The sequence below is a fragment of the Nocardia arizonensis genome (genome assembly GCF_001310275.1).
Taxonomy (GTDB): Bacteria; Actinomycetota; Actinomycetes; order Mycobacteriales; family Mycobacteriaceae; genus Nocardia; species Nocardia arizonensis.
Genome location: NZ_LGYZ01000054.1, coordinates 25,924 through 45,353, shown reverse-complemented (window position 1 = coordinate 45,353; position 19,430 = coordinate 25,924). Strand labels below are relative to the sequence as shown.

Below are 19,430 nucleotides of genomic sequence, written 5' to 3'. Positions count from 1 at the left end.
GACACAAGGGGCCGCGAACCCGCCGCGACGGAGTCGCGGCCAATAAACACAGCCCGCGCTTCTTCAAACGGCTCACCATCAACTTTCACGTGCGCCACCCACCGGCTCACTCACGTCCCCACCCGCCGGCTCACGTCCCCACCCGCCGGCTCACGTCCCCACCCGCCGGCACACCTCCCCAACCACCGCACCCACAGGCTCACCGGCTACCGTCCGACCACCACTGCCGAGACTCACCAACGACCCGCCCACGCCCCACAGTCACGATCGCTCGCCCATGACGGCTCCCGAGCGACCGCTCGAAGCACCACGACCACCGTCATCAACCAGCGCTCGACCACCGCAACTCACCAGTGACAGTTGATGTATTCAGCCGCGTGTGTAGTCCACAGCTTTCCGGTCCCCGGCATATCGTGCCCCGAGTACAGCACATGCTGCCCATCCGGCCACGGCGTCAGATACCCGATCACCCCCTGCACCGCCCGCGTGTACCGATTCAGATTGACCACCGGATCATCCATGAGAAACCGCAGCAATTCGGCGAAGATCAAGGGACTCACGTTCCCGATGCGAGCTCCCTCGATGAATGAGAACGGCGAGATTCCCGCATCGAAGATGCGCAACGGGGAGTCGGCGGTCGAAGCGGTGATGATGTCCCCCGGATTCGCGTACTCCCGCACCGGGATATCCTCCGGCCACGGGCCGTGCTGTCCGTGCAATCCGAAGGTCGAAGGCGGACAGAGATTCCCGACCGAGTCACCCGCCTTCCGTACGGGATCGGCGATCGCCACCGAGAACGCGATCTCCAGCGGCGATCCGTCGGCGTTGAGATAGGTTCCGGCTCGAACGCCTTCGAGTATCTCGCTCGCGCAGATGCTGCCCAGCGAATAGCTCAGCAGCCCACAGACATTCGGTGAGTCCTGGATGGCGCGCACTCCCGCGGCGACTCCCTCGCGCACCGAGGTGTTCAGCGACGGTCCCCACAGATCCGGCGTCGGCCCCACGGACGCGGGCCAATTCGGTTCGAAGATTGTGAAGCGGTCCCGGTCGATCAGGCGGGTGACATCGCTGAGTATGCCGCCGGGTGTGCCGTCGGCATTGCGGGGTTCTCCGGTGCCGCGGAATGTGATGATGTCGATCATCGAGAATCCTCCCCTCCGAAATCGTCGCCGCGAACTGCGGCGACGTAGCTCAGAGTGCGGCCGGCGCGGGATGTGCGCCCGCGTAGCGACTACTCGATCCCACCGGCCCGCGACCCGTGTTCCGGGTCGAGGCTCGCCAGGAGTACGCGGACTATGCGGTCGAATTCACGTCGGTCGCGCGCGTCGAGTACGGAGAGCATGCGCGTCTCGTTGGCGGTGTGATCGGTGACGACCTCGTCCACGAGTGCGCGCCCCGCGTCGGTGAGCGCGACTCGGATCGCCCTGCGATCGCCGGTGTCGGCGGTGCGGCACACCAGACCCGCCGATTCGAGTCGGTCGAGGCGTCCGGTCATGCCCGCGCGCGACAGCATGAGCGTGTCGGCGAGCACCGAGGGATTGAGCTGGAAGGGCGCTCCCGAGCGCCGCAGGGCCGCGAGTACGTCGAATTCGCCGCGTTGCAGTCCGCGCGCGTGGAATATCTCCTCGACGCGCTTCTGGACGAACAGCGCCAACCGGCCGAGCCGTCCGATTATCGCCATCGCCTCGACATCGAGATCGGGGCGCTCCCGGCGCCACTGCGTGACGATCGCGTCGACCGCGTCCCGCGCGTCGGCTTGTTCTCCAGTGTTCATGGACAGGATTCTATTCGCCGGTATATAGTTAGGCATCGAATTATTCGAAGACTAACTAACTCCTCGGGAGAAGGCCATGACCTCGCACGAAACGACCTCGCACGAAACCCGCGCCGTCGCCATCCGACACCCCGACGCCGCCGAGACGCTCGGATCCGATCAGGCACGCATGCGTCTGCTGATCGACGCCGACGAGACCGGCGGGTCGGTCAGCACCCTCGAGGTCACCCTCGCTCGCGGCGCCGACGGCGCGATGCCGCATTACCACACCCGCTCGGACGAGCTGTTCTACATCGCCGAGGGCGAATTGCAACTCCTGGCGGGCGACCGCATCATCACGGTCGCCGAGGGTGGTTCGGTGGTGGTGCCGCGGAACATGCCGCACGCATTCGGCGCGACCGCCGACAGCACAGCGCGCATTCTGATCGCGCTCATGCCCGGCGTCGAGCGGTTCGAGTACTTTCGCCTGCTCGACCGCATCAATCGCGGTACGGCCACCCTCGCCGACCTGAGTGCGGCACAGGACGAGTTCGACAACCATTTCGTCGACGCCCCGACCTGGTGGGCCGAACGCGATGCGCAGCGGCGCTGACCCTCGCGCCGCGCGCCCGGCGCGCGCGACTCGTCGCCGCCCCGGCGGCCGCTGCCGCGCCCACACCGCACGCACCGGACCGCTCCGCCCTAGCGGCCTCTGCCACTTTCCGGCAATACATACCGTACGTTTTGTTTGCGGAACGTCCGATCCACGCCGTGGCGCCCGTCCGCACCGAAAATATTTCCGCACAACCGGTTACAGCTCCCGCGCGCCGTCCGCCGCGGACGGAAATTCTCCGATCCGCGACGGACGGACCATCGCGCGGGTTATGATCCGGGGCACGTTCGGGGTTCCGGCAAATCCCGAGCAGATCGGAGTGCAGCACATGGCCGTCACCCACCGCCCCGGCGCCGCGGCCCCGGTCGCCGTCCACCGCTGAACGGATCGGCGCATGGCGGCGCGACTACCGGGCTCGGTGCTGATCGTCTCGGAATCCGACGACCCGCACGCCACCGCGCTCGCCGCGAGCCTGCGAGAACATCACGGACTCAACCCGATTCGCCTGGATCTGCGCGACTTCCCCGGTGAATCCGGCAGTTTCCGGCTGCACAGGTTCGGCACGGCGCGCGCGATGTCACATATCACCGGACTCGACGACGTGCGATCGGTGTGGTGGCGACGACCGCACATCTGCCGTCCGCCCGCGGGCGCGCCCGCCGCCGATATCACCTACCGGCAGTCCGAATGCGACGATTTCCTCGAGGGTCTGCTGTGGTCCATCCCCGCGGCATGGGTCAACGATCCGGGTGCCGACCGCACGGCCGGACGCCGGATCGTGCAGTTGGAGACCGCATCGCGCGCGGGCTGCGCGGTGCCGGAGACGCTGATCACCAACGATCCCGACGAGGCCCGCAGTTTCGCCGAATCACGGCCCGGCCCCGTGGTTTACAAGCGCAGCGGAACCGACCGCACGGAATTCGGCGCGGCCGGCATCATCCGACGCTCCGAATTCGACAGACTCGCCGATATCCGCTTCTCGCCGACCACATTCCAGGACTACATCGCCGCTGTCTGCGATCTGCGGGTGGTCTGGGTGGACGGCATCGAATGGGCCGTGCGCGTCGACACCCGCACCGGTATGGGTCGACCGCGGTCGACCCGCGGCGCGTGCGCACCGGAACATCTGCCCGCCTCGGTCAGCAAATCCCTCGCCACCCTGATGGGCGCGCTCGGACTGCATTTCGGCGTACTGGACCTGCGGCTCGGCCTGGACGGCGAGTACTACTTCCTCGAGGTCGAACCGCAGGGGCAGTTCGGGTATCTGGAGCTCGAGACGGGGCTACCGATGTTCCGCAGCCTGGGCAATCTCCTGGTGCGCGGGGACGGGACCGTCCCCGGTTATTGACGAGAACCGCAGGGGCGCCGCGGATCAGACGCGGTCGGTATGCCCGCTCCGGCGGCTATTGGCTCTTGCGGCGATTGGCGCCGCCCCTGCTGCGTAGCTGCACATGTGATTCGACCAGCACATTGTGAATGAAACCGTACGATCGGCCCGTCGAGCGTGCCAGCGAGCGAATGCTGGCGCCCGCCTCGTACTGCTTCTTCAACTGGGTCTGTAGGCGGTCACGTGATTTCCCCGTGACGCGGGTGCCCTTACCCAATGTGGCCTTGCCTTGTGTGGGCCTGTCGCTCATGGCTTCCTCCGAGTCGCCGAGCAGCGCGTCTATCCAGGCTAAGCATTCGAGGGGCCGTGATCAACGGTGCGTTGTGATGAGAATCACGCGAGCTGAATAAGTTCCAGATATTCGGCGGACCAGTGATCCTCGGTGCCGTCCGGAAGTAAAATGACGCGCTCGGGCGCCAACGCCTCCGCCGCGCCCGGATCGTGGGTCACCAGCACCACCGCGCCCGCGTAGGTGCGCAGCGCGTCGAGGACCTGTTCGCGCGAGATCGGGTCCAGGTTGTTGGTCGGTTCGTCGAGGAGCAGCACATTGGCCGCCGAGGAAACCAGACCGGCCAGTGCGAGACGGGTCTTCTCACCGCCGGACAGCGTGCCCGCGGGCTGTTCCAGTTGCGGACCGGAGAACATGAACGCGCCGAGCAGGCCGCGCAGATCCTGCTCCCCCGCGTCCGGCGCGGCGTGGCGGATGTTCTCCCACACGGTGGCGTTGTCGTCGAGCGTGTCGTGCTCCTGGGCGAAGTAACCCACCTTGAGTCCGTGACCGGGCACCAGATCGCCCGCGGTGGGCTGTTCCACACCCGCGAGCAGCCGCAGCAGCGTGGTCTTGCCCGCGCCGTTGAGACCGAGGATCACCACGCGGCTGCCGCGGTCGATGGCGAGGTTCACGCCGGTGAAGATCTCGAGCGAGCCGTAGAGCTTGGTCAGGTTCTCGGCCATCAGCGGGGTCTTGCCGCAGGGCGCGGGCTCGGGGAACTTGATCCGGGCGACCCGGTCGGCCACCCGCACGTCATCGAGTTCGGCGAGGAGTCGATCGGCCCGCTTGGCCATGTTCTGCGCCGCAGTGGCTTTCGTGGCCTTGGCGCCGAGTTTCGCCGCTTGCGCCTTGAGTGCGCTCGCCTTCTTCTCGGCATTGGCCCGCTCGCGCACGCGGCGCTGTTCGTCGGTGGCTCGGGCGTCGAGATATTTCTTCCAGCCCATGTTGTAGATGTCGGCCTCACCGCGCACCGCGTCGAGGAACCACACCTTGTTGACCACGGCGTCGAGCAGTTCCACATCGTGGCTGATCACGATGAGACCGCCCTCGTGGCTCTGGAGGAAACCGCGCAACCAGGTGATGGAGTCGGCATCGAGATGGTTGGTCGGCTCGTCGAGCAGCAGGATGCGATCGGATCGGCCGCCGCTGCCGTCGGAGGCCGAGAACAGGATGCGCGCCAGTTCGATTCGACGCCGCTGGCCGCCCGAGAGGGTGCGCAGGGCCTGCCCGAGTACCCGATCGGGCAGTCCGAGGCTGTGGCAGATACGGGATGCCTCGCTCTCGGCGACGTACCCGCCGAGCGCGGAGAACCGCTCCTCCAGCCTGCCGTATTTGCGGATCGCGCGTTCACGTTCGGCGTCGTCGGCCACCTCGGCCATGAGCGCCTGCTGCTTCTCCATATCCCGGATGAGGCTGTCCAGACCGCGCGCCGAGAGCACTCTGTCGCGGGCCAGCACGTCAAGATCGCCCTCGCGCGGATCCTGCGGCAGATAACCGATCTCGGTGGAACGCACGATCTTTCCGGCGTACGGCTCGCCTTCGCCCGCGAGTATGCGCAGCGTGGTGGTCTTGCCCGCGCCGTTGCGTCCGACCAGGCCGATCCGGTCGCCCGCCTGGACACGCAGCGCGGACCCTGGGGCCGACAGCAGCGTGCGGACTCCGGCCCGGACCTCCAGGTCGGTCGCGGTGATCACAGACGGGCTCCTCACGGATAGGGCGGTGGCGGTAACGATCGTGCATGGCGATGCACACGGGAACCACCGATTTTACCCGCCCGCCGCACCCACTTCCCCGCCCGGACCGGCCCGTGTGACGGCGATTACTCCGCGCGACCGGTCCGGTTCAGGGGTGGACGGCGCGATAGGCGGCGGTCTGGGCGCCGACGATTCGGATCAGGTCGCCGAGCGCGATCTCCACATCGGCCAGATGCAGGCCCCATTCCGCGGCGGGCACGGCGGGCAGATCCGGGCTGTACGGACCGGGGGCGACCATGAGCACCGACGCGTCGGCGACGTGGACGCACTGCACGCGGTAGGTCTCGGCGGGCACCAGCCACGGGGTCGGGGCGAGCGCGGCCCCCGGACCGTCGCGCAGCGACATCTCCAACCCGAGCGGACTCGGCACCGGACCGGCCCGAAGCACGGTCGCGGCAGTCCGGGATTCGTTGCGCGCCAACGAGGTCGGGTTCGTGCACGCGATCTCGAAGTCGGGTCCGTACGGCTGCGGAATGGCGTCCGGGGTCGTGGGCGCGCGCCCGAACCGGCTGTTCGGCGGCGGTGGCTCGTCGAAGGTCTGCCACGCCAGCACACAGCCGAACCGATTCTCCTCCCGGCACAGCGGCAGATTGCGGAAATCACCGCCGACGTCGGCATTCCTCGGAACCACCACATTGCCGCCGAGCAGGATGGCCGACAGCACGGCCGCGCGCAGGCGCGGACTCGGGTCGACCTCCTCGCGGATCAGCCTGCGCAGTACGCGGGCGCCCTGGGAGTGCCCGATCAGCACCACGGGCCGACGGCTGTCGCGTTCGGCCAGGAACGCCCGCCACGCCCGCAGGACATCGTCGTAGGCGATGCGCGACATCTCGGCGCTCCGCTCGGGCGGTGTCACGGACTCGGCGGCGAGGCCGAGCAGGGTCCGCTGCCGGTAGACCGGCGCGTAGACCCGGCACACCTGGGAGAAGCGCGCCGCCTGCTGTTCGGCCACCACCCGAACCTCCGGGGTGACGGCGGTATCGGCGTTGGGCGTCGGCTCGGTCGAGACCGTGGGGTAGACGTAGAAGCAGTCGACCCCCGGATCGGACGGCGCGGGCGGGGTCTGTTCGACGTCCGGCCGACCCACCGCGCGCACGGTGGTGGCGGTTGTGGCATCGCACGGGTCGTCGGCGCGGTCCGGTCTGCACAGCCACACCACCGGATCGTCCGGTACGGCGAGCGCGGTCACCGAGGAACCCGACAGGACCCCGACACCGCACGCCGCGGCCACCGCCGCACGCCACCACCGACTGTCGCGCATCGCATCCACCTCCCGCCGTGCCCCGCGCGCGGCCGGTGCCGCTCACCCGCCTCGGGGCGTTCGATGGCGTGATACTAACGCCCCATTCCGGCCCGAAAGTCCGGTCACGGCCGAGCAAATCGCGCGTTACGGGCGACGACCGACCGGGTCGTCGACGCCATACCGGCGGACTCGCCGACCGAACGATCGCGATCAGCCGTAGACGACTGAAGTACTCTGCCTGCACATGAGCACCGATCTGGAGGGCAAGACCGCACTCGTCAGCGGCGCGAGCCGCGGCATCGGCAAGGCCGTGGCCGCCGAGTTGACCAGCCGGGGCGTCGACGTCCTGATCACCGCGCGCAAACTCGAACCGCTGGAACAGACCGCCGAGGAGCTGCGGGCACTCGGCCGGGGCCGGGTCGCCGCGGTGGCGGGCAATTCCGGTGACGCCGAGAGCCGCGACGCGGCGGTGCGGCGGGCGGTCGCCGAATTCGGCTCGCTCGACATCCTGGTCAACAACACCGGCATCAACCCGGTCTACGGTCCGCTCATGGACGCCGACCTCGACGCCGTCCGCAGGATCTTCGACGTCAACGTCGTCGCGGCACTCGGCTACATCCAGTCCGCCTACCGGGCGTGGATGGGCGAGCACGGCGGTGCCGTGGTCAATGTCGCGAGCGTGGCCGGACTGCGCTCGACCGGGGTCATCGCCGCCTACGGCGCCTCCAAGGCAGCGCTCATCCGCCTCACCGAGGAACTGGCCTGGCAGCTCGGACCCGGGATACGGGTCAACGCGGTCGCGCCGGGCGTGGTCAAGACGCGCTTCGCCGACGCGCTCTATTCCGCCGACGAGGAGAAGGCCGCCGCGGCCTATCCGCTCGGCCGCCTCGGCTCCCCAGAGGACGTGGCCAGGCTGATCGTGTTCCTCGCCTCCGACCACGCCGCGTGGATCACCGGCGAGACCGTCCGCGTCGACGGCGGACTGCTGTCCACCGGCGGCATCTGACGGTTCGTTCGATGTACGGATCGGCATATCGACGTTCATCGACCCGGCACGCGCCCTCCGGCGTCGCGACGGCCGGAGCCCGACGGCCGTCCGTACGGGCGCGTGTGCTCGCGGGCCGAAGGGGCGACCGAACCCGTCGCGGCGAGAGCCCGTTCCCGGCCCGCCGCGATCGGCGGCGCGGATGAGTGCCGACATCGTGATCTGCGGGGCCGGACCCGCCGGGCGCGCACTCGCGCACCGGTGCCTGGCTCGCGGCCTCGCGGTCACCCTCATCGATCCCGCGCCGCGTCGGCGCTGGACGGCCACCTATGCCGCGTGGGCAGACGAACTACCGCACTGGCTCGATCCGGGCGCGATCGCGGCCACCGTCGACCGCCCGGCGGCCTGGGCGCGCGGCCGTCACGAACTCGACCGCCGCTACGTCGTCTTCGACACCGATCGGCTGCGGGAGACCCTCGCGGTGGACGGCGCCGATATCCGCGCCGACCGCGCGGCGCGACTCGGCGCGCATACGGTGACCTGCGCGTCGGGCGCGGTCCTCACCGCCGAGCGGGTGATCGATGCCCGCGGACTCCGGCGCGCGCCGAACCGGGCCGAGCAAACCGCCTACGGACTCGTCCTCGACCCGCGGCGCGCCGACGGCGTCGAGCCCGCGTTCATGGACTGGCGCGGCGACAACGGCGCGGATTCCGGTGCGCCACCGTCGTTCCTGTACGCGGTGCCGGTCGGCGGCGGCCGGATGCTGGTCGAGGAGACCTGCCTGGCCGGGCGCCCCGCACTCGACATCGCCGTGCTGCGCACCCGGCTGCTGTACCGATTACGTTCGCGCGGAATCGTATTCGACGGCGCGGCGGTCGAACAGGTGCGCTTTCCCATCGAGGGCGGTCGCGCGGGGGCGACCCGATTCGGCGCGGCGGGCGGATTCACACATCCCGCAACGGGTTACAGCCTGGCGGCGGCGCTTGCCGCGGCCGATCCACTCGCGGCGGGGATCGCGCCGCCGATGGCCCGCATCCGGGCCGTCGCCGCGCTGCGCGCCGCGGGACTGCGCGCCCTGCTCGCCCTGCCGCCCGCCGACCTGCCCGACTTCTTCGAGACCTTCTTCGACCTGCCCTCGGCCGCGCAGCGCGCCTACCTCGGTGGCCGCGACGATCTGTCGGGCACGCTCGTCGCGATGAACAAGCTGTTCGCCGCGCTGCCGCCCCGGCTGCGCCGCACGCTCGCCCTCGCCACGGTCGGCCTTCCGCCGCGCCGCTGATCTCGCGCGAGAATTCGTTCGTCTCGCCCGCGTGACACCGCCGCCATTTCGGCGATGCTCGCGGATTCGAATTCCGTCCGCCATCATGGAGGACATGCGAGCTATCTGGAAGGGCTCGATTGCGTTCGGGCTGGTCAACGTCCCGGTGAAGGTGTATACCGCCACCGAGGACCACGATATCCGGTTCCACCAAGTGCACGCCGCCGACGGCGGCCGGATCAAGTACGACCGGGTGTGCACGGTCTGCGGGAAATCCGTGCAATACGCCGACATCGACAAGGCATACGAATCTCCCGAAGGCGACAAGGTCGTCCTGACCGACGAGGATTTCGCCAAACTGCCGGTAGCCGAGAAGCACGAGATCCCGGTGCTGCAATTCGTGCCGTCGGAGCAGATCGATCCCATCCTGTTCGACCGCAGCTATTACCTGGAACCGGACTCGAACACCCCCAAGGCGTACGTCCTGCTCGCGACGACGCTCGAGCAGGTCGACCGGACCGCCCTGGTGCATTTCACGCTGCGGCAGAAGACGCGGCTGGCGGCACTGCGGGTCCGCGACGGGGTGCTGGTGCTGCAAACCCTGCTGTGGCCCGACGAGGTGCGCGCCGTCGATTTCGAATCGCTGGACGGGGTCGCCGAACCGCGGCCGCAGGAGATCAAGATGGCCGAGACCCTGGTCGAGTCCATGTCCGACGAGTTCGATCCCGACCTGTACACCGACGAGTACCAGATCGAGTTGAAACGCGTACTCGATGAGGCGATCGCCAGCGGCAGCGGCACCATCGCCCGGCACGAGGAGGCCGCGCCCGCCGCGATGGACGCGGAAGTGGTCGACCTGGTGGCCGCGCTGCAACGCAGTTTGGAGGCGAGCGGACGCCGGGCCGCGGGCGAGGACGGCGCGAAATCCGCGACGGGTGCGAAGAAGGCCGAACCGAAGAAGACCGCGCCCAAGAAGGACGGCAAGGCCACTGCCGCCAAGAGCACGGCGACCACGAGCACTGCCGCCAAGAGCACGGCTGCCAAGGCGACGAAGTCCACCAAGGCCACGGCGAAGTCCGCGGCGAAATCGACGGCCAAGAAGGCCACGGGCAGGTCGAGCGCCCGCAAGGGCGCCTGAATCCGTTCGGCTAGACCGCCTGGTAGTACCAGTCCAGCCGTCCGGTCTCCGTATCGTCGCTGGTGCGGAAGAAGTGGAATCCGGCCCGGTGCGCCACCACGACCGCGGCACGGTCGGCCGGATCGATCCGCAGCACCGCCTCATCGGCCAGTTCCGATGCGGCCAGGTATCGACAGCCGAGTACCACCGCGCGAATGGCCATCATGGGCCGCCGCCACCGCGGGTACAGCCCGTAGGCGAGGTCGGCCTGCCCTACCGACAGGAACGGCTGCCCGGTGTGCACGCCCAGTGTGCCCACCAGACCCTCCGCCGGTCGCGCGGTGACCGCGAACACCCTGGCCGCTCCCCGCGTCGCCCAGTCGGCGGCACAGCGTTCGAAATGTGCCGCGACGCCGCCGGGGGTCGGGTCCGCGCCGTCGAGCCAGTCGACCGTCGCACCGGCGTCGGCGGCGGAGTAGATCCGCGCGTCGGCCACCGTGATCGGTCGGAGCGAGATCACACCGTCGGATAGCCACACGTCACCATGATCGGCAACAAGATTACGGTTCGGCAACCTGTTACAGCAGCTTCGCCCGCCCGTGTCCCGCGATCGTGCCTCCGACCGGGGCGTATTCCTGGCAAACTGGCGCTATGGACTCCGCCACCGCGATAGTTCCGATGGGTCTAGGGCATCTGCGCCAGGTACTCGAACTCGGTCACGAGGTCTTCGACGTCACCGCCAAGCCCTATACCTCGTGGTCGCTCACCTCGGTGGCCGAACATCTGGACAGTCCCGACGGCGCCTGCTGGGTCGCGCTGGACTCGGACCGGGTCGTCGGTTTCGTGCTCGGCTCGATGGAGTTCGAATTGCGCGAGGACTGGGCCTACCTGGAATGGATCGCGGTCGCACCGGAGATGCGCGGCCACGGCATCGCCCGGCGATTGGTCCGGGCCTGCACCGAGGCGCTGTTCGCCCGGGGCGCGCGGCGCATCGTCACCGATGTCGAGAGCGGAAATACCGCGTCGGCGGCGCTGATGACCGAGTGCGGATTCACTCCCGGCGCCGCCGTGACCCTGTTCGTCCGCTCGAATCCGGCCGACCGCGCCGCCGAGGACGAGCCCGCGCTACCCCCGGTCGCGCCGGGCGCCAAACGTGCGCTGATCCGCCGCGGTCGCCTGGTCGGCGACAATCGGGCAACCCGACCTCGCTGAGATCCGGCCGACGAAAAGGGCGCGGACCGCGACGGTCCGCGCCCTTCGTTCGAATCCGATCAGCCCGCGCACTCCGAGGCCATGATGTGGCCGCGGGCAGGCGAGGCGCTGCCCAGGCTCACCAGCAGCGGCGACGGGTCGGGGCCGAGATTGGCCATCGCGGCCTGCTCGGCTTCGACCCTGGTGTAGCCGCCCGCCCAGGCGACCTCGTCACCGCGGACGGCGACCGCACCGCATGCATTGCGGAACTGCACGATGATCTGGCAGTTCGAGACGCCGCATTCGCGCATCGCGCGCACGTCGGCGCCCTCCTGATCGGGATAGTTGGTACCCGATCCGACGATGATCGCGTTCGAGGTGATCCCGAGCGCGAGCGAGCCGTAATAGTCCTGGGCGGCATTGGCGATCCCCGAACCGAGGGCCACGATCGCGGCGGACGCGACGAGGCCGACGGCAGCCTTGCCCGACAGAGACATTCAGTTTTCTCCCCACGTGATAAAAGCGGTTTGCGGGTCGAATACTGGCCCATACGACCGGAATTTCCAAATCACCTGGACCGCAGTCGAATATCAACGACATGAAGGGAATGCCCCGAATTCATCGGCGGTGATCCGAGTATTCGGCCTGCAAGACTCGTCGCCGAATCATCTTGCTACACGCTCATTTTCCGTAGGCACGCGGACCGATCAGTTCGCGTTCGCGGTGCAGGCCGAAATCGCGATTTCGGCCGGACGCGGCTGCGCGCTGCCGAGATCAGGAAACGGCGGCGTGGATTCGCCGAGCGAGGCGATCGCGATCTGCTCGGCCTCGGTGCGTGTCGCCGCCGCGGCCCAGCCGTATTTGCCGTCGGCCCCGCGCGCGATGGCCGCGCAGCCGTCCACGAAGCGCTGCACGAGCTCGCAATCGTAGACCGCGCATTCCCGAATGGCCTCGGCGTCGGCCTTGACCCGGGTCGGGTGGTCGACCGCGGCCACCACCTTGCCGGTGGACCTCGACACCGCCAGGGTTCCGTAATACGAGCCCGCCGCGTCGGCGATTCCGGCGCCGACCCCGGCGGCGGCGATCGACGTCACGGCGACCGCGAGGGCCCCTTTGCGCAACACGGACACGAGATATCTCCCCGCTTCGAAACGACAACGGGACGATCTTGAGCCGTCGCACCGAAAATGTCCAGCAATTCCCTCGAGCGACAGGCGCGGTCGGGACGAGCGCGCTAGACGGTGAAACCGAGCGCACGCAACTGTTCGCGGCCGTCCTCGGTGATCTTGTCGGGACCCCACGGCGGCATCCAGACCCAGGTGATCTCCAGATCCTCCACCAGGCCGCTGCGCACCAGCGCGTTGCGGGACTGATCCTCGATGACATCGGTGAGCGGGCAGGCCGCCGAGGTCAGCGTCATATCCAGTTTGGCGATCTCGTTCTCGACCGTGATGCCGTACACCAGGCCGAGATCGACCACGTTGATGCCGAGTTCCGGATCGACCACGTCGCGCATGGCCTCCTCGATGTCCTCGAGCTGTTTGAGCTGTTCGGCCGAGAGTTCGACCTGCTCACCGGCCTCGAGTGGCTGGGTCTCCGTCGCCGTCGTCTCGATATCGCTCATGCCGTCGCCCCATTCGTGCCGATCGTGGGTATGCCGTCCTGCGCAGTATTCTGCTGGGTCGCGGCTATCCGTACCACGGCGTCCTTGAACGCCATCCATCCCAACAGCGCGCATTTGACTCGCGCGGGATACTTCGACACCCCCGCCAGGGCGATGCCGTCGCCGATCACGTCCTCGTCACCTTCGACGGTGCCGCGACTGGAGATCATCTCGTTGTAGGAGTCGACCACCTTCAGCGCCTGCGGCACCGGCAGGCCGATGACCTGATCGGCCAGGATCGATGTCGCGGCCTGGCTGATCGAACAGCCCTGCCCGTCGTAGGACACGTCGGCGACATCGCCGTTCTCGCCGATCCGCACGCGCAGGGTCACCTCGTCGCCGCAGGTCGGGTTCACGTGGTGCACCTCGGCGCCGTACGGTTCCCGCAGCCCGCGATGGTGGGGATGTTTGTAGTGGTCCAGGATCACTTCCTGGTACATCTGCTCCATGCGCATGTCTTATGCAACTCCGAAGAAGTCCTGCGCCTTCCGCACGGCCGCCACGAGCGCGTCGACCTCGTCCAGCGTGTTGTAGACCGCGAAGGAGGCGCGCGCGCTCGCCGCGATGCCGAAACGGCGGTGCAGCGGCCAAGCGCAATGGTGTCCGACCCGAATGGCGACGCCCTGATCATCGAGGATCTGGCCCACATCGTGCGCGTGGATGCCATCGACGACGAACGACACCGCGCCGCCGCGGTCCACGTTCTCGGTCGGTCCGATGATCCGCACGCCGGGCAGCGCGCCGAGCCCTTCCAGCGCCGCCGTGGTGAGGGCGTGCTCGTGCGCGGCCACCGCGTCCATGCCGATCGCGTCGAGATAGCGCACGGCCGCGGCCAATCCGATCACCTGCGAGGTCATCGGCACGCCCGCCTCGAACCGCTGCGGCGGCGGCGCGTAGGTGCTGTGGTCCATGTACACGGACTCGATCATGGAACCGCCGGTGATGAACGGCGGTGTCTGCGCGAGCAGTTCGCGGCGGCCGAACAGGACGCCGACCCCGGACGGGCCGAGCATCTTGTGTCCTGAGAACGCGGCGTAGTCGACGCCCAGTTCGCCGAAATCCACCGGCATGTGCGGCACCGACTGGCAGGCGTCGAGCACGACCAGCGCGCCGACTTCCTTGGCGCGACGCACCAGTTCGGTCACCGGGGCGACCGCACCGGTCACATTCGACAGGTGGGTGAACGCGACGACCTTGGTCGCCTCGGACAGTTCCAGCGAATCGAGATCGATGCGCCCCTGATCGGTAACCCCGTACCATTTCAAGGTCGCGCCCGTGCGACGGGCCAACTCCTGCCACGGAACGAGATTCGCGTGGTGCTCGAGTTCGGTGATGACGATCTCGTCGCCCGGACCCAGGTGGTACGGGAAGCGGTCGTCGGCGAAGGAGTAGGTCACCAGGTTCAGCGATTCGGTCGCGTTCTTGGTGAACACGATCTCATCGGCTCGCACGCCCACGAATCCGGCGATGACCGCGCGCGCCGCCTCGTAGGCGTCGGTCGCCTCTTCCGCGAGCTGATGCGCGCCGCGGTGCACCGCGGAATTGCTGGTGACCAGGAAGGCCCGCTCGGCCTCGAGCACCTCGGTGGGACGCTGCGAGGTCGCGCCGGAGTCCAGGTACACCAACGGTTTCCCGTCCCGGACCGTGCGGCTCAGGATCGGGAAGTCGGCCCGTACCTCGGCCACGTCGAGGGTGCGGGGTGTGACCGGCGCTGCTGTCATGTCAGGCTCCAGCGGTTGCGGTGAGTGGGGCGGCGCTCGAAGCCGCCGGGGTGGGCGAGGTCTGCGTGAAACGGACGTAGCCGTTCGCGTCGAGCTCCTCGGCGAGTTCCGGACCGCCCTCGGCGACGATGCGCCCGCCGACGAAGACGTGCACGAACTGCGGCTGGATGTAGCGCAGGATGCGGGTGTAGTGGGTGATGAGCAGCACGCCGCCGTTCTCGCGCTCCCGGTAGCGGTTCACGCCCTCGGAGACGATGCGCAGCGCGTCCACGTCCAGACCCGAGTCGGTCTCGTCCAGGATGGCGATCTTCGGCTTCAGCAGACCCAGTTGCAGGATCTCGTGACGCTTCTTCTCACCGCCGGAGAAACCCTCGTTCACGCTGCGCTCGGCGAAGGCGGCGTCGATCTCGAGTTCGTTCATCGACTCCTTCACCTCCTTGACCCAGGTGCGCAGCTTGGGGGCCTCGCCGCGCACCGCGGTGGCGGCGGTGCGCAGGAAATTCGACATCGAGACGCCAGGAACCTCGACCGGGTACTGCATGGCAAGGAACAGCCCGGCCCGCGCGCGCTCGTCGACCGACATCGCGAGGACGTCCTCGCCGTCGAGGGTGATCGAGCCCTTGGTCACCGTGTACTTGGGATGCCCTGCGATCGCGTAGGACAGCGTGGACTTGCCGGAGCCGTTCGGACCCATGATGGCGTGTGTCTCACCGGATTTCACGATGAGGTCGACGCCGTTGAGGATCTTGATGGGCGCGCCGGACTCGTCCGGGTTGGCGACCTCGACGTGCAGGTCCTTGATTTCCAAGGTGGTCATCGAATTGGAATTCCTTTGCGGGAGTATGGGTTGCGGATCAGACGCCGATGGCGGCGAGTTCGACCTCGATGGCCGTCTCCAGCCGCTGCCTGATCTCGGGAATCGCGATCTTCTGGATGATCTCGTGGAAGAAGCCGCGTACCACCAGCCGACGCGCCACATCCTCCGGGATGCCGCGGGCGCGCAGGTAGAACAGCTGCTCGTCGTCGAAACGTCCGGTGGCGCTGGCATGTCCGGCCCCGGCGATCTCACCGGTCTCGATTTCCAGGTTCGGCACCGAATCGGCGCGGGCGCCGTCGGTGAGCACCAGATTGCGGTTCACCTCGAAGGTGTCGGTGCCCTCGGCCGCGGCGCGGATCAGCACATCGCCGACCCACACGGTGCGGGCATCGCCCTTGGGTGAATGCGGATCGCCTTGCAACGCGCCCTTGTACAACACGTTGGACTTGCAGTTCGGCTGCGAGTGATCGACGAGCAGTCGCTGTTCGAAATGCTGGCCCGCGTCGGCGAAGTACAGGCCGAGCAGTTCGGCGTCACCGCCGGGACCGTCGTATTTCACCGTGCCGGTCAGTCGCACCAAGTCCCCGCCGAGGGTGACGGCGATATGGCGCAGCGTCGCGTCACGACCGAGTTTCGCGTGGTGCGCGGTCACGTTGACGGCATCGTCGGCCCAGTCCTGCACGGCGACGACGGTCAGCTTGGCACTGTCACCGAGCACGAATTCGACATTCTCCGCGTAGGTTCCGCTGCCCCGCTGGTCGATGACCACGGTGGCGACCGCGAAATTGCCGAGTTCGATCTGCACATGGCCGTAGGCGGTCTTCTCTTCACCGGGACCGATGACCGTGACGATGACCGGCTCGTCGACCTCGGTCTCCGAGCCGACCGTGATCACGGTGGCCGACTCGAAACCCGAATACGCCTGGGCCGCGACCCGATCGGCGGGCACACCGGCCCGGCCGAGTCGAACGTCGGTGCGCTCGACGGTCTCCACCCGCACGCCGTCGACCGCGCCGACCTCGACCGTGACCGCGCCGTCACGGGTGGCGCTGCCATCGTGCAGGCCGCGCAGCCGACGCAGCGGAGTGAAACGCCACTGCTCGTCGCGGCCCGAGGGCACCTCGAAGGCGTTCACGTCGAAGGCGGTGAACACCTCGCCCTTGTTGACCGCGGCTCCGGCACCCGGATTCTGGATCGGCCCGACCGGGTTCTCCCCCGCTACCGCGCCGACAACACCAGTAGCCATCAGCCGACGGCTCCTTCCATTTGCAGCTCGATGAGCCGGTTCAGTTCCAGCGCGTATTCCATCGGCAGTTCCTTGGCGATGGGCTCGACGAAGCCGCGCACCACCATCGCCATCGCCTCGTCCTCGGTGAGTCCGCGGCTCATCAGATAGAACAGCTGATCCTCCGAGACCTTCGAGACGGTCGCCTCGTGGCCCATCGTCACGTCGTCCTCGCGGATGTCGACGTACGGGTAGGTGTCGGAGCGGCTGACCGTGTCGACCAGCAGCGCATCGCATTTCACCGTGGACTTCGACCCGTGCGAACCCTTGTTGACCTGCACCAGACCGCGGTAGGAAGCCCGGCCGCCGCCGCGCGCCACCGACTTCGACACGATGGTCGAGGAGGTGTGCGGCGCCAGGTGCAGCATCTTCGCGCCGGTGTCCTGGTGCTGGCCCGCGCCGGCGAAGGCCACCGAGAGCACCTCGCCCTTGGCGTACTCGCCGGTCATCCAGACCGCGGGGTACTTCATCGTGACCTTGGAGCCGATATTGCCGTCGATCCATTCCATCGTCGCGCCCGCCTCGGCCTTGGCCCGCTTGGTGACCAGGTTGTAGACGTTGTTCGACCAGTTCTGGATGGTGGTGTAGCGGCAGCGCCCGCCCTTGCGCACGATGATCTCGACCACCGCGGAGTGCAGCGAGTCCGACTTGTAGATCGGCGCCGTGCAGCCCTCGACGTAGTGCACGTAGGCGTCCTCGTCGACGATGATGAGGGTCCGCTCGAACTGGCCCATGTTCTCGGTGTTGATGCGGAAGTAGGCCTGCAACGGGATGTCGACGTGCACGCCCGGCGGAACGTAGATGAACGAACCGCCCGACCACACCGCGGTGTTCAGCGCGGAGAACTTGTTGTCACCGGCCGGGATCACCGAACCGAAGTACCGCCGGAAGATCTCGGGATGTTCGCGAAGGCCGGTGTCGGTGTCGAGGAAGATCACACCCTGCGCCTCGAGGTCCTCGCGGATCTGGTGGTAGACGACCTCGGACTCGTACTGCGCGGCGACACCGGCGACCAGTCGCTGCTTCTCCGCCTCCGGGATGCCGAGCTTGTCGTAGGTGTTCTTGATGTCCTCGGGCAGTTCCTCCCAGGAAGCGGCCTGCTTCTCGGTGGAGCGCACGAAGTACTTGATGTTGTCGAAGTCTATGCCCTCGAGGTTGGAACCCCAGTTGGGCATGGGCTTGCGGTCGAAGATGCGCAGGGCCTTGAGCCGCTGTTCGAGCATCCACTCGGGCTCGCTCTTCTTCCCCGAGATGTCGCGGACGACGGCCTCGGACAGACCTCGCTGCGCGGCGGCGCCCGCCTCATCCGAATCGGCCCAGCCGTAACCGTATGTGCCCAGTGAGGCGATGGCCTCTTCCTGGGTCAGTGGCCGCACCTGATCGGTTGCGGATTCGCGACCTGCTTCACCGTATTCGCGGCTCGTCGCAGCGGCGGTCGTTGTCATTCGGCACTCCTTCCGGAGTCGTTCGTGCGTTCCGCCGCGGGCTGTGCGGCGGTTGCGGTCGAAGGTTGCGGGGTCGAGGCTCGTCCGGCGGCGGGCCTCGGTGTTCTCGACTTCGCGGTTCTCGGCTTGGCGGTTCCGGGCTTCGCGGCGGACAGCGCCACCAGCGGCACGTGGGTCGTGCACGCGCAGTCGCCATTGGCGATGGTGGCCAGCCGCTGGACATGGATGCCAAGCAGCTCGCGGAAGACCTCGAGTTCCGCGTCGCACAATTGCGGGAATTCCTCGGCGACGTGGGCGACCGGACAGTGATGTTGGCAGATCTGCACGCCCGCGCCGACCTTGCGGGTGGTGGCGGCGAAGCCCGCGTCGGTGAACGCCGCGGCGATCTCCTCGGCCTTGGCCGTCGTCCGTTCGGTGGTGTGCTCGACCGCCTCATCGGATCCCACCGCGTCGATGCCGGCCACGATGGTGCGCGCCCGTCTGCGCGCGAAGTCGGTGATGGCCTGTTCGCCGCCGATCTCGCCGAGTTGCCGGATGGCGGCGCCCGCCAGATCGTCGTAGGCGTGGCCGAGACGGCCGCGCCCCTTGGCGGTCAGCTGGTATTGCTTGGCCGGGCGACCGCGACCCTTCTGCTGCCACGGCGCCGAGCGCGCCGCCCGCGCCTGCCCGGAATCGATGAGCGCGTCGAGATGACGCCGTACACCCGCGGGGGCGAGACCGAGCCGGGCCCCGATGGCATTGGCGGTGATGGGCCCCTCCTCCAGCAGCAGCTGGACGATGGCGGCCCTGGTACGCCCTTCGGCGGTCGCGGGTGCGGCCGACGACACGGGCCCGGTCGCACGACCGGCCCGTTCGTCATCACTCCGCAAACCCACGGTTTTCACAACATCAGTGTGGCGGAATTCGTTCCCGAAATCTAATAAGGGT

At 68.1% G+C, this 19,430-nt stretch carries 21 protein-coding genes; 6 read left to right on the top strand and 15 right to left on the bottom strand.

Annotated elements, in window-relative coordinates:
* Window positions 1-347: 347 nt before the first annotated feature.
* Both APZ21_RS10130 and APZ21_RS10125 read right to left on the bottom strand, forming a co-directional pair.
* Window positions 348-1,142: a hypothetical protein gene (locus APZ21_RS10130; protein WP_054812999.1), complete on the bottom strand. Its 795-nt coding sequence runs from the start codon at window positions 1,140-1,142 to the stop codon at window positions 348-350.
* 89 nt (window positions 1,143-1,231) lie between these two features.
* Complete coding sequence (locus tag APZ21_RS10125; RefSeq protein ID WP_054812998.1) at window positions 1,232-1,774, bottom strand: MarR family winged helix-turn-helix transcriptional regulator; 543 nt, start codon at window positions 1,772-1,774, stop codon at window positions 1,232-1,234.
* 169 nt (window positions 1,775-1,943) lie between these two features.
* Between APZ21_RS10125 and APZ21_RS10120 the strand changes: the two genes are divergently transcribed.
* Both APZ21_RS10120 and APZ21_RS10115 read left to right on the top strand, forming a co-directional pair.
* Window positions 1,944-2,366, top strand: coding sequence for a cupin domain-containing protein (locus APZ21_RS10120; protein WP_204249077.1), 423 nt, complete (start codon window positions 1,944-1,946; stop codon window positions 2,364-2,366).
* A gap of 394 nt (window positions 2,367-2,760) precedes the next feature.
* Entirely contained in the window at window positions 2,761-3,714 is a 954-nt protein-coding gene (locus APZ21_RS10115) for an MvdC/MvdD family ATP grasp protein (protein ID WP_054812997.1), read from the top strand.
* Between the two features lie 55 nt (window positions 3,715-3,769).
* Here the strand turns inward: APZ21_RS10115 and APZ21_RS32860 are convergent, their stop codons facing one another.
* From APZ21_RS32860 to APZ21_RS10105, 3 genes are all read right to left on the bottom strand, one after another.
* Window positions 3,770-4,003 carry a helix-turn-helix domain-containing protein gene (locus APZ21_RS32860; RefSeq protein WP_082392976.1) on the bottom strand — a complete coding sequence of 78 codons (234 nt, stop codon included), beginning with the start codon at window positions 4,001-4,003 and terminating at the stop codon, window positions 3,770-3,772.
* An 83-nt stretch (window positions 4,004-4,086) separates the two neighbouring features.
* Entirely contained in the window at window positions 4,087-5,718 is a 1,632-nt protein-coding gene (locus APZ21_RS10110) for an ABC-F family ATP-binding cassette domain-containing protein (protein WP_054812996.1), read from the bottom strand.
* 148 nt (window positions 5,719-5,866) lie between these two features.
* Window positions 5,867-7,039 carry a DUF3089 domain-containing protein gene (locus tag APZ21_RS10105; RefSeq protein ID WP_156370945.1) on the bottom strand — a complete coding sequence of 391 codons (1,173 nt, stop codon included), beginning with the start codon at window positions 7,037-7,039 and terminating at the stop codon, window positions 5,867-5,869.
* A gap of 226 nt (window positions 7,040-7,265) precedes the next feature.
* Here APZ21_RS10105 and APZ21_RS10100 point away from each other — a divergent pair, with 226 nt between their 5' ends.
* The 3 genes from APZ21_RS10100 (at window position 7,266) to ku (ending at window position 10,402) form a co-directional block, all read left to right on the top strand.
* On the top strand, window positions 7,266-8,027 hold the full coding sequence (locus APZ21_RS10100) for an SDR family oxidoreductase (protein ID WP_054812994.1): 762 nt from the start codon (window positions 7,266-7,268) through the stop codon (window positions 8,025-8,027).
* A 181-nt stretch (window positions 8,028-8,208) separates the two neighbouring features.
* Window positions 8,209-9,285 carry a lycopene cyclase family protein gene (locus APZ21_RS10095; RefSeq protein WP_054812993.1) on the top strand — a complete coding sequence of 359 codons (1,077 nt, stop codon included), beginning with the start codon at window positions 8,209-8,211 and terminating at the stop codon, window positions 9,283-9,285.
* 94 nt (window positions 9,286-9,379) lie between these two features.
* Window positions 9,380-10,402, top strand: a complete 1,023-nt coding sequence (gene ku / locus APZ21_RS10090) for a non-homologous end joining protein Ku (protein ID WP_054813005.1) — start codon at window positions 9,380-9,382, stop codon at window positions 10,400-10,402.
* A 10-nt stretch (window positions 10,403-10,412) separates the two neighbouring features.
* Here the strand turns inward: ku and APZ21_RS10085 are convergent, their stop codons facing one another.
* The gene (locus tag APZ21_RS10085) at window positions 10,413-10,919 is read right to left on the bottom strand and encodes a GNAT family N-acetyltransferase (RefSeq protein WP_054812992.1); all 507 of its coding nucleotides are present in this window, start codon (window positions 10,917-10,919) and stop codon (window positions 10,413-10,415) included.
* A 113-nt stretch (window positions 10,920-11,032) separates the two neighbouring features.
* Here APZ21_RS10085 and APZ21_RS10080 point away from each other — a divergent pair, with 113 nt between their 5' ends.
* The gene (locus tag APZ21_RS10080; protein ID WP_054812991.1) at window positions 11,033-11,593 is read left to right on the top strand and encodes a GNAT family N-acetyltransferase; all 561 of its coding nucleotides are present in this window, start codon (window positions 11,033-11,035) and stop codon (window positions 11,591-11,593) included.
* 59 nt (window positions 11,594-11,652) lie between these two features.
* Here the strand turns inward: APZ21_RS10080 and APZ21_RS10075 are convergent, their stop codons facing one another.
* From APZ21_RS10075 to APZ21_RS10035, 9 genes are all read right to left on the bottom strand, one after another.
* Entirely contained in the window at window positions 11,653-12,069 is a 417-nt protein-coding gene (locus APZ21_RS10075; RefSeq protein ID WP_054812990.1) for a DUF4189 domain-containing protein, read from the bottom strand.
* Between the two features lie 210 nt (window positions 12,070-12,279).
* Window positions 12,280-12,702 carry a DUF4189 domain-containing protein gene (locus APZ21_RS10070; protein WP_054812989.1) on the bottom strand — a complete coding sequence of 141 codons (423 nt, stop codon included), beginning with the start codon at window positions 12,700-12,702 and terminating at the stop codon, window positions 12,280-12,282.
* A 104-nt stretch (window positions 12,703-12,806) separates the two neighbouring features.
* A complete protein-coding gene (locus APZ21_RS10065; protein WP_054812988.1) occupies window positions 12,807-13,196 on the bottom strand; it encodes a metal-sulfur cluster assembly factor in 390 nt (129 codons plus the stop codon).
* Entirely contained in the window at window positions 13,193-13,690 is a 498-nt protein-coding gene (sufU, locus tag APZ21_RS10060) for a Fe-S cluster assembly sulfur transfer protein SufU (RefSeq protein ID WP_054812987.1), read from the bottom strand. The genes APZ21_RS10065 and sufU overlap by 4 nt, the downstream gene beginning before the upstream one ends.
* A 3-nt stretch (window positions 13,691-13,693) precedes the next feature.
* Window positions 13,694-14,956 (bottom strand): cysteine desulfurase, encoded by a 1,263-nt coding sequence (locus APZ21_RS10055; RefSeq protein ID WP_054812986.1) that lies wholly within the window; start codon window positions 14,954-14,956, stop codon window positions 13,694-13,696.
* Window position 14,957: 1 nt separating this feature from the next.
* Complete coding sequence (gene sufC / locus APZ21_RS10050) at window positions 14,958-15,773, bottom strand: Fe-S cluster assembly ATPase SufC (protein WP_054812985.1); 816 nt, start codon at window positions 15,771-15,773, stop codon at window positions 14,958-14,960.
* A gap of 37 nt (window positions 15,774-15,810) precedes the next feature.
* Window positions 15,811-17,019, bottom strand: a complete 1,209-nt coding sequence (gene sufD / locus APZ21_RS10045; RefSeq protein ID WP_054812984.1) for a Fe-S cluster assembly protein SufD — start codon at window positions 17,017-17,019, stop codon at window positions 15,811-15,813.
* Window positions 17,019-18,503, bottom strand: a complete 1,485-nt coding sequence (gene sufB / locus APZ21_RS10040; RefSeq protein ID WP_054812983.1) for a Fe-S cluster assembly protein SufB — start codon at window positions 18,501-18,503, stop codon at window positions 17,019-17,021. The genes sufD and sufB overlap by 1 nt, the downstream gene beginning before the upstream one ends.
* Complete coding sequence (locus APZ21_RS10035; RefSeq protein ID WP_054812982.1) at window positions 18,500-19,387, bottom strand: helix-turn-helix transcriptional regulator; 888 nt, start codon at window positions 19,385-19,387, stop codon at window positions 18,500-18,502. The genes sufB and APZ21_RS10035 overlap by 4 nt, the downstream gene beginning before the upstream one ends.
* Window positions 19,388-19,430 lie beyond the last annotated feature (43 nt).

What these genes read in the sequence shown, in the direction of transcription:
- APZ21_RS10130 (WP_054812999.1), bottom strand. Translation starts at nt 1,142, where the DNA reads ATGATCGACATCATCACATTCCGCGGCACCGGAGAACCCCGCAATGCC.
- APZ21_RS10125 (WP_054812998.1), bottom strand. Translation starts at nt 1,774, where the DNA reads ATGAACACTGGAGAACAAGCCGACGCGCGGGACGCGGTCGACGCGATC.
- APZ21_RS10120 (WP_204249077.1), top strand. Translation starts at nt 1,944, where the DNA reads ATGCGTCTGCTGATCGACGCCGACGAGACCGGCGGGTCGGTCAGCACC.
- APZ21_RS10115 (WP_054812997.1), top strand. Translation starts at nt 2,761, where the DNA reads ATGGCGGCGCGACTACCGGGCTCGGTGCTGATCGTCTCGGAATCCGAC.
- APZ21_RS32860 (WP_082392976.1), bottom strand. Translation starts at nt 4,003, where the DNA reads ATGAGCGACAGGCCCACACAAGGCAAGGCCACATTGGGTAAGGGCACC.
- APZ21_RS10105 (WP_156370945.1), bottom strand. Translation starts at nt 7,039, where the DNA reads ATGCGCGACAGTCGGTGGTGGCGTGCGGCGGTGGCCGCGGCGTGCGGT.
- APZ21_RS10100 (WP_054812994.1), top strand. Translation starts at nt 7,266, where the DNA reads ATGAGCACCGATCTGGAGGGCAAGACCGCACTCGTCAGCGGCGCGAGC.
- APZ21_RS10095 (WP_054812993.1), top strand. Translation starts at nt 8,209, where the DNA reads ATGAGTGCCGACATCGTGATCTGCGGGGCCGGACCCGCCGGGCGCGCA.
- ku (WP_054813005.1), top strand. Translation starts at nt 9,380, where the DNA reads ATGCGAGCTATCTGGAAGGGCTCGATTGCGTTCGGGCTGGTCAACGTC.
- APZ21_RS10080 (WP_054812991.1), top strand. Translation starts at nt 11,033, where the DNA reads ATGGACTCCGCCACCGCGATAGTTCCGATGGGTCTAGGGCATCTGCGC.
- APZ21_RS10075 (WP_054812990.1), bottom strand. Translation starts at nt 12,069, where the DNA reads ATGTCTCTGTCGGGCAAGGCTGCCGTCGGCCTCGTCGCGTCCGCCGCG.
- APZ21_RS10065 (WP_054812988.1), bottom strand. Translation starts at nt 13,196, where the DNA reads ATGAGCGATATCGAGACGACGGCGACGGAGACCCAGCCACTCGAGGCC.
- sufU (WP_054812987.1), bottom strand. Translation starts at nt 13,690, where the DNA reads ATGCGCATGGAGCAGATGTACCAGGAAGTGATCCTGGACCACTACAAA.
- APZ21_RS10055 (WP_054812986.1), bottom strand. Translation starts at nt 14,956, where the DNA reads ATGACAGCAGCGCCGGTCACACCCCGCACCCTCGACGTGGCCGAGGTA.
- sufC (WP_054812985.1), bottom strand. Translation starts at nt 15,773, where the DNA reads ATGACCACCTTGGAAATCAAGGACCTGCACGTCGAGGTCGCCAACCCG.
- sufD (WP_054812984.1), bottom strand. Translation starts at nt 17,019, where the DNA reads ATGGCTACTGGTGTTGTCGGCGCGGTAGCGGGGGAGAACCCGGTCGGG.
- sufB (WP_054812983.1), bottom strand. Translation starts at nt 18,503, where the DNA reads ATGACAACGACCGCCGCTGCGACGAGCCGCGAATACGGTGAAGCAGGT.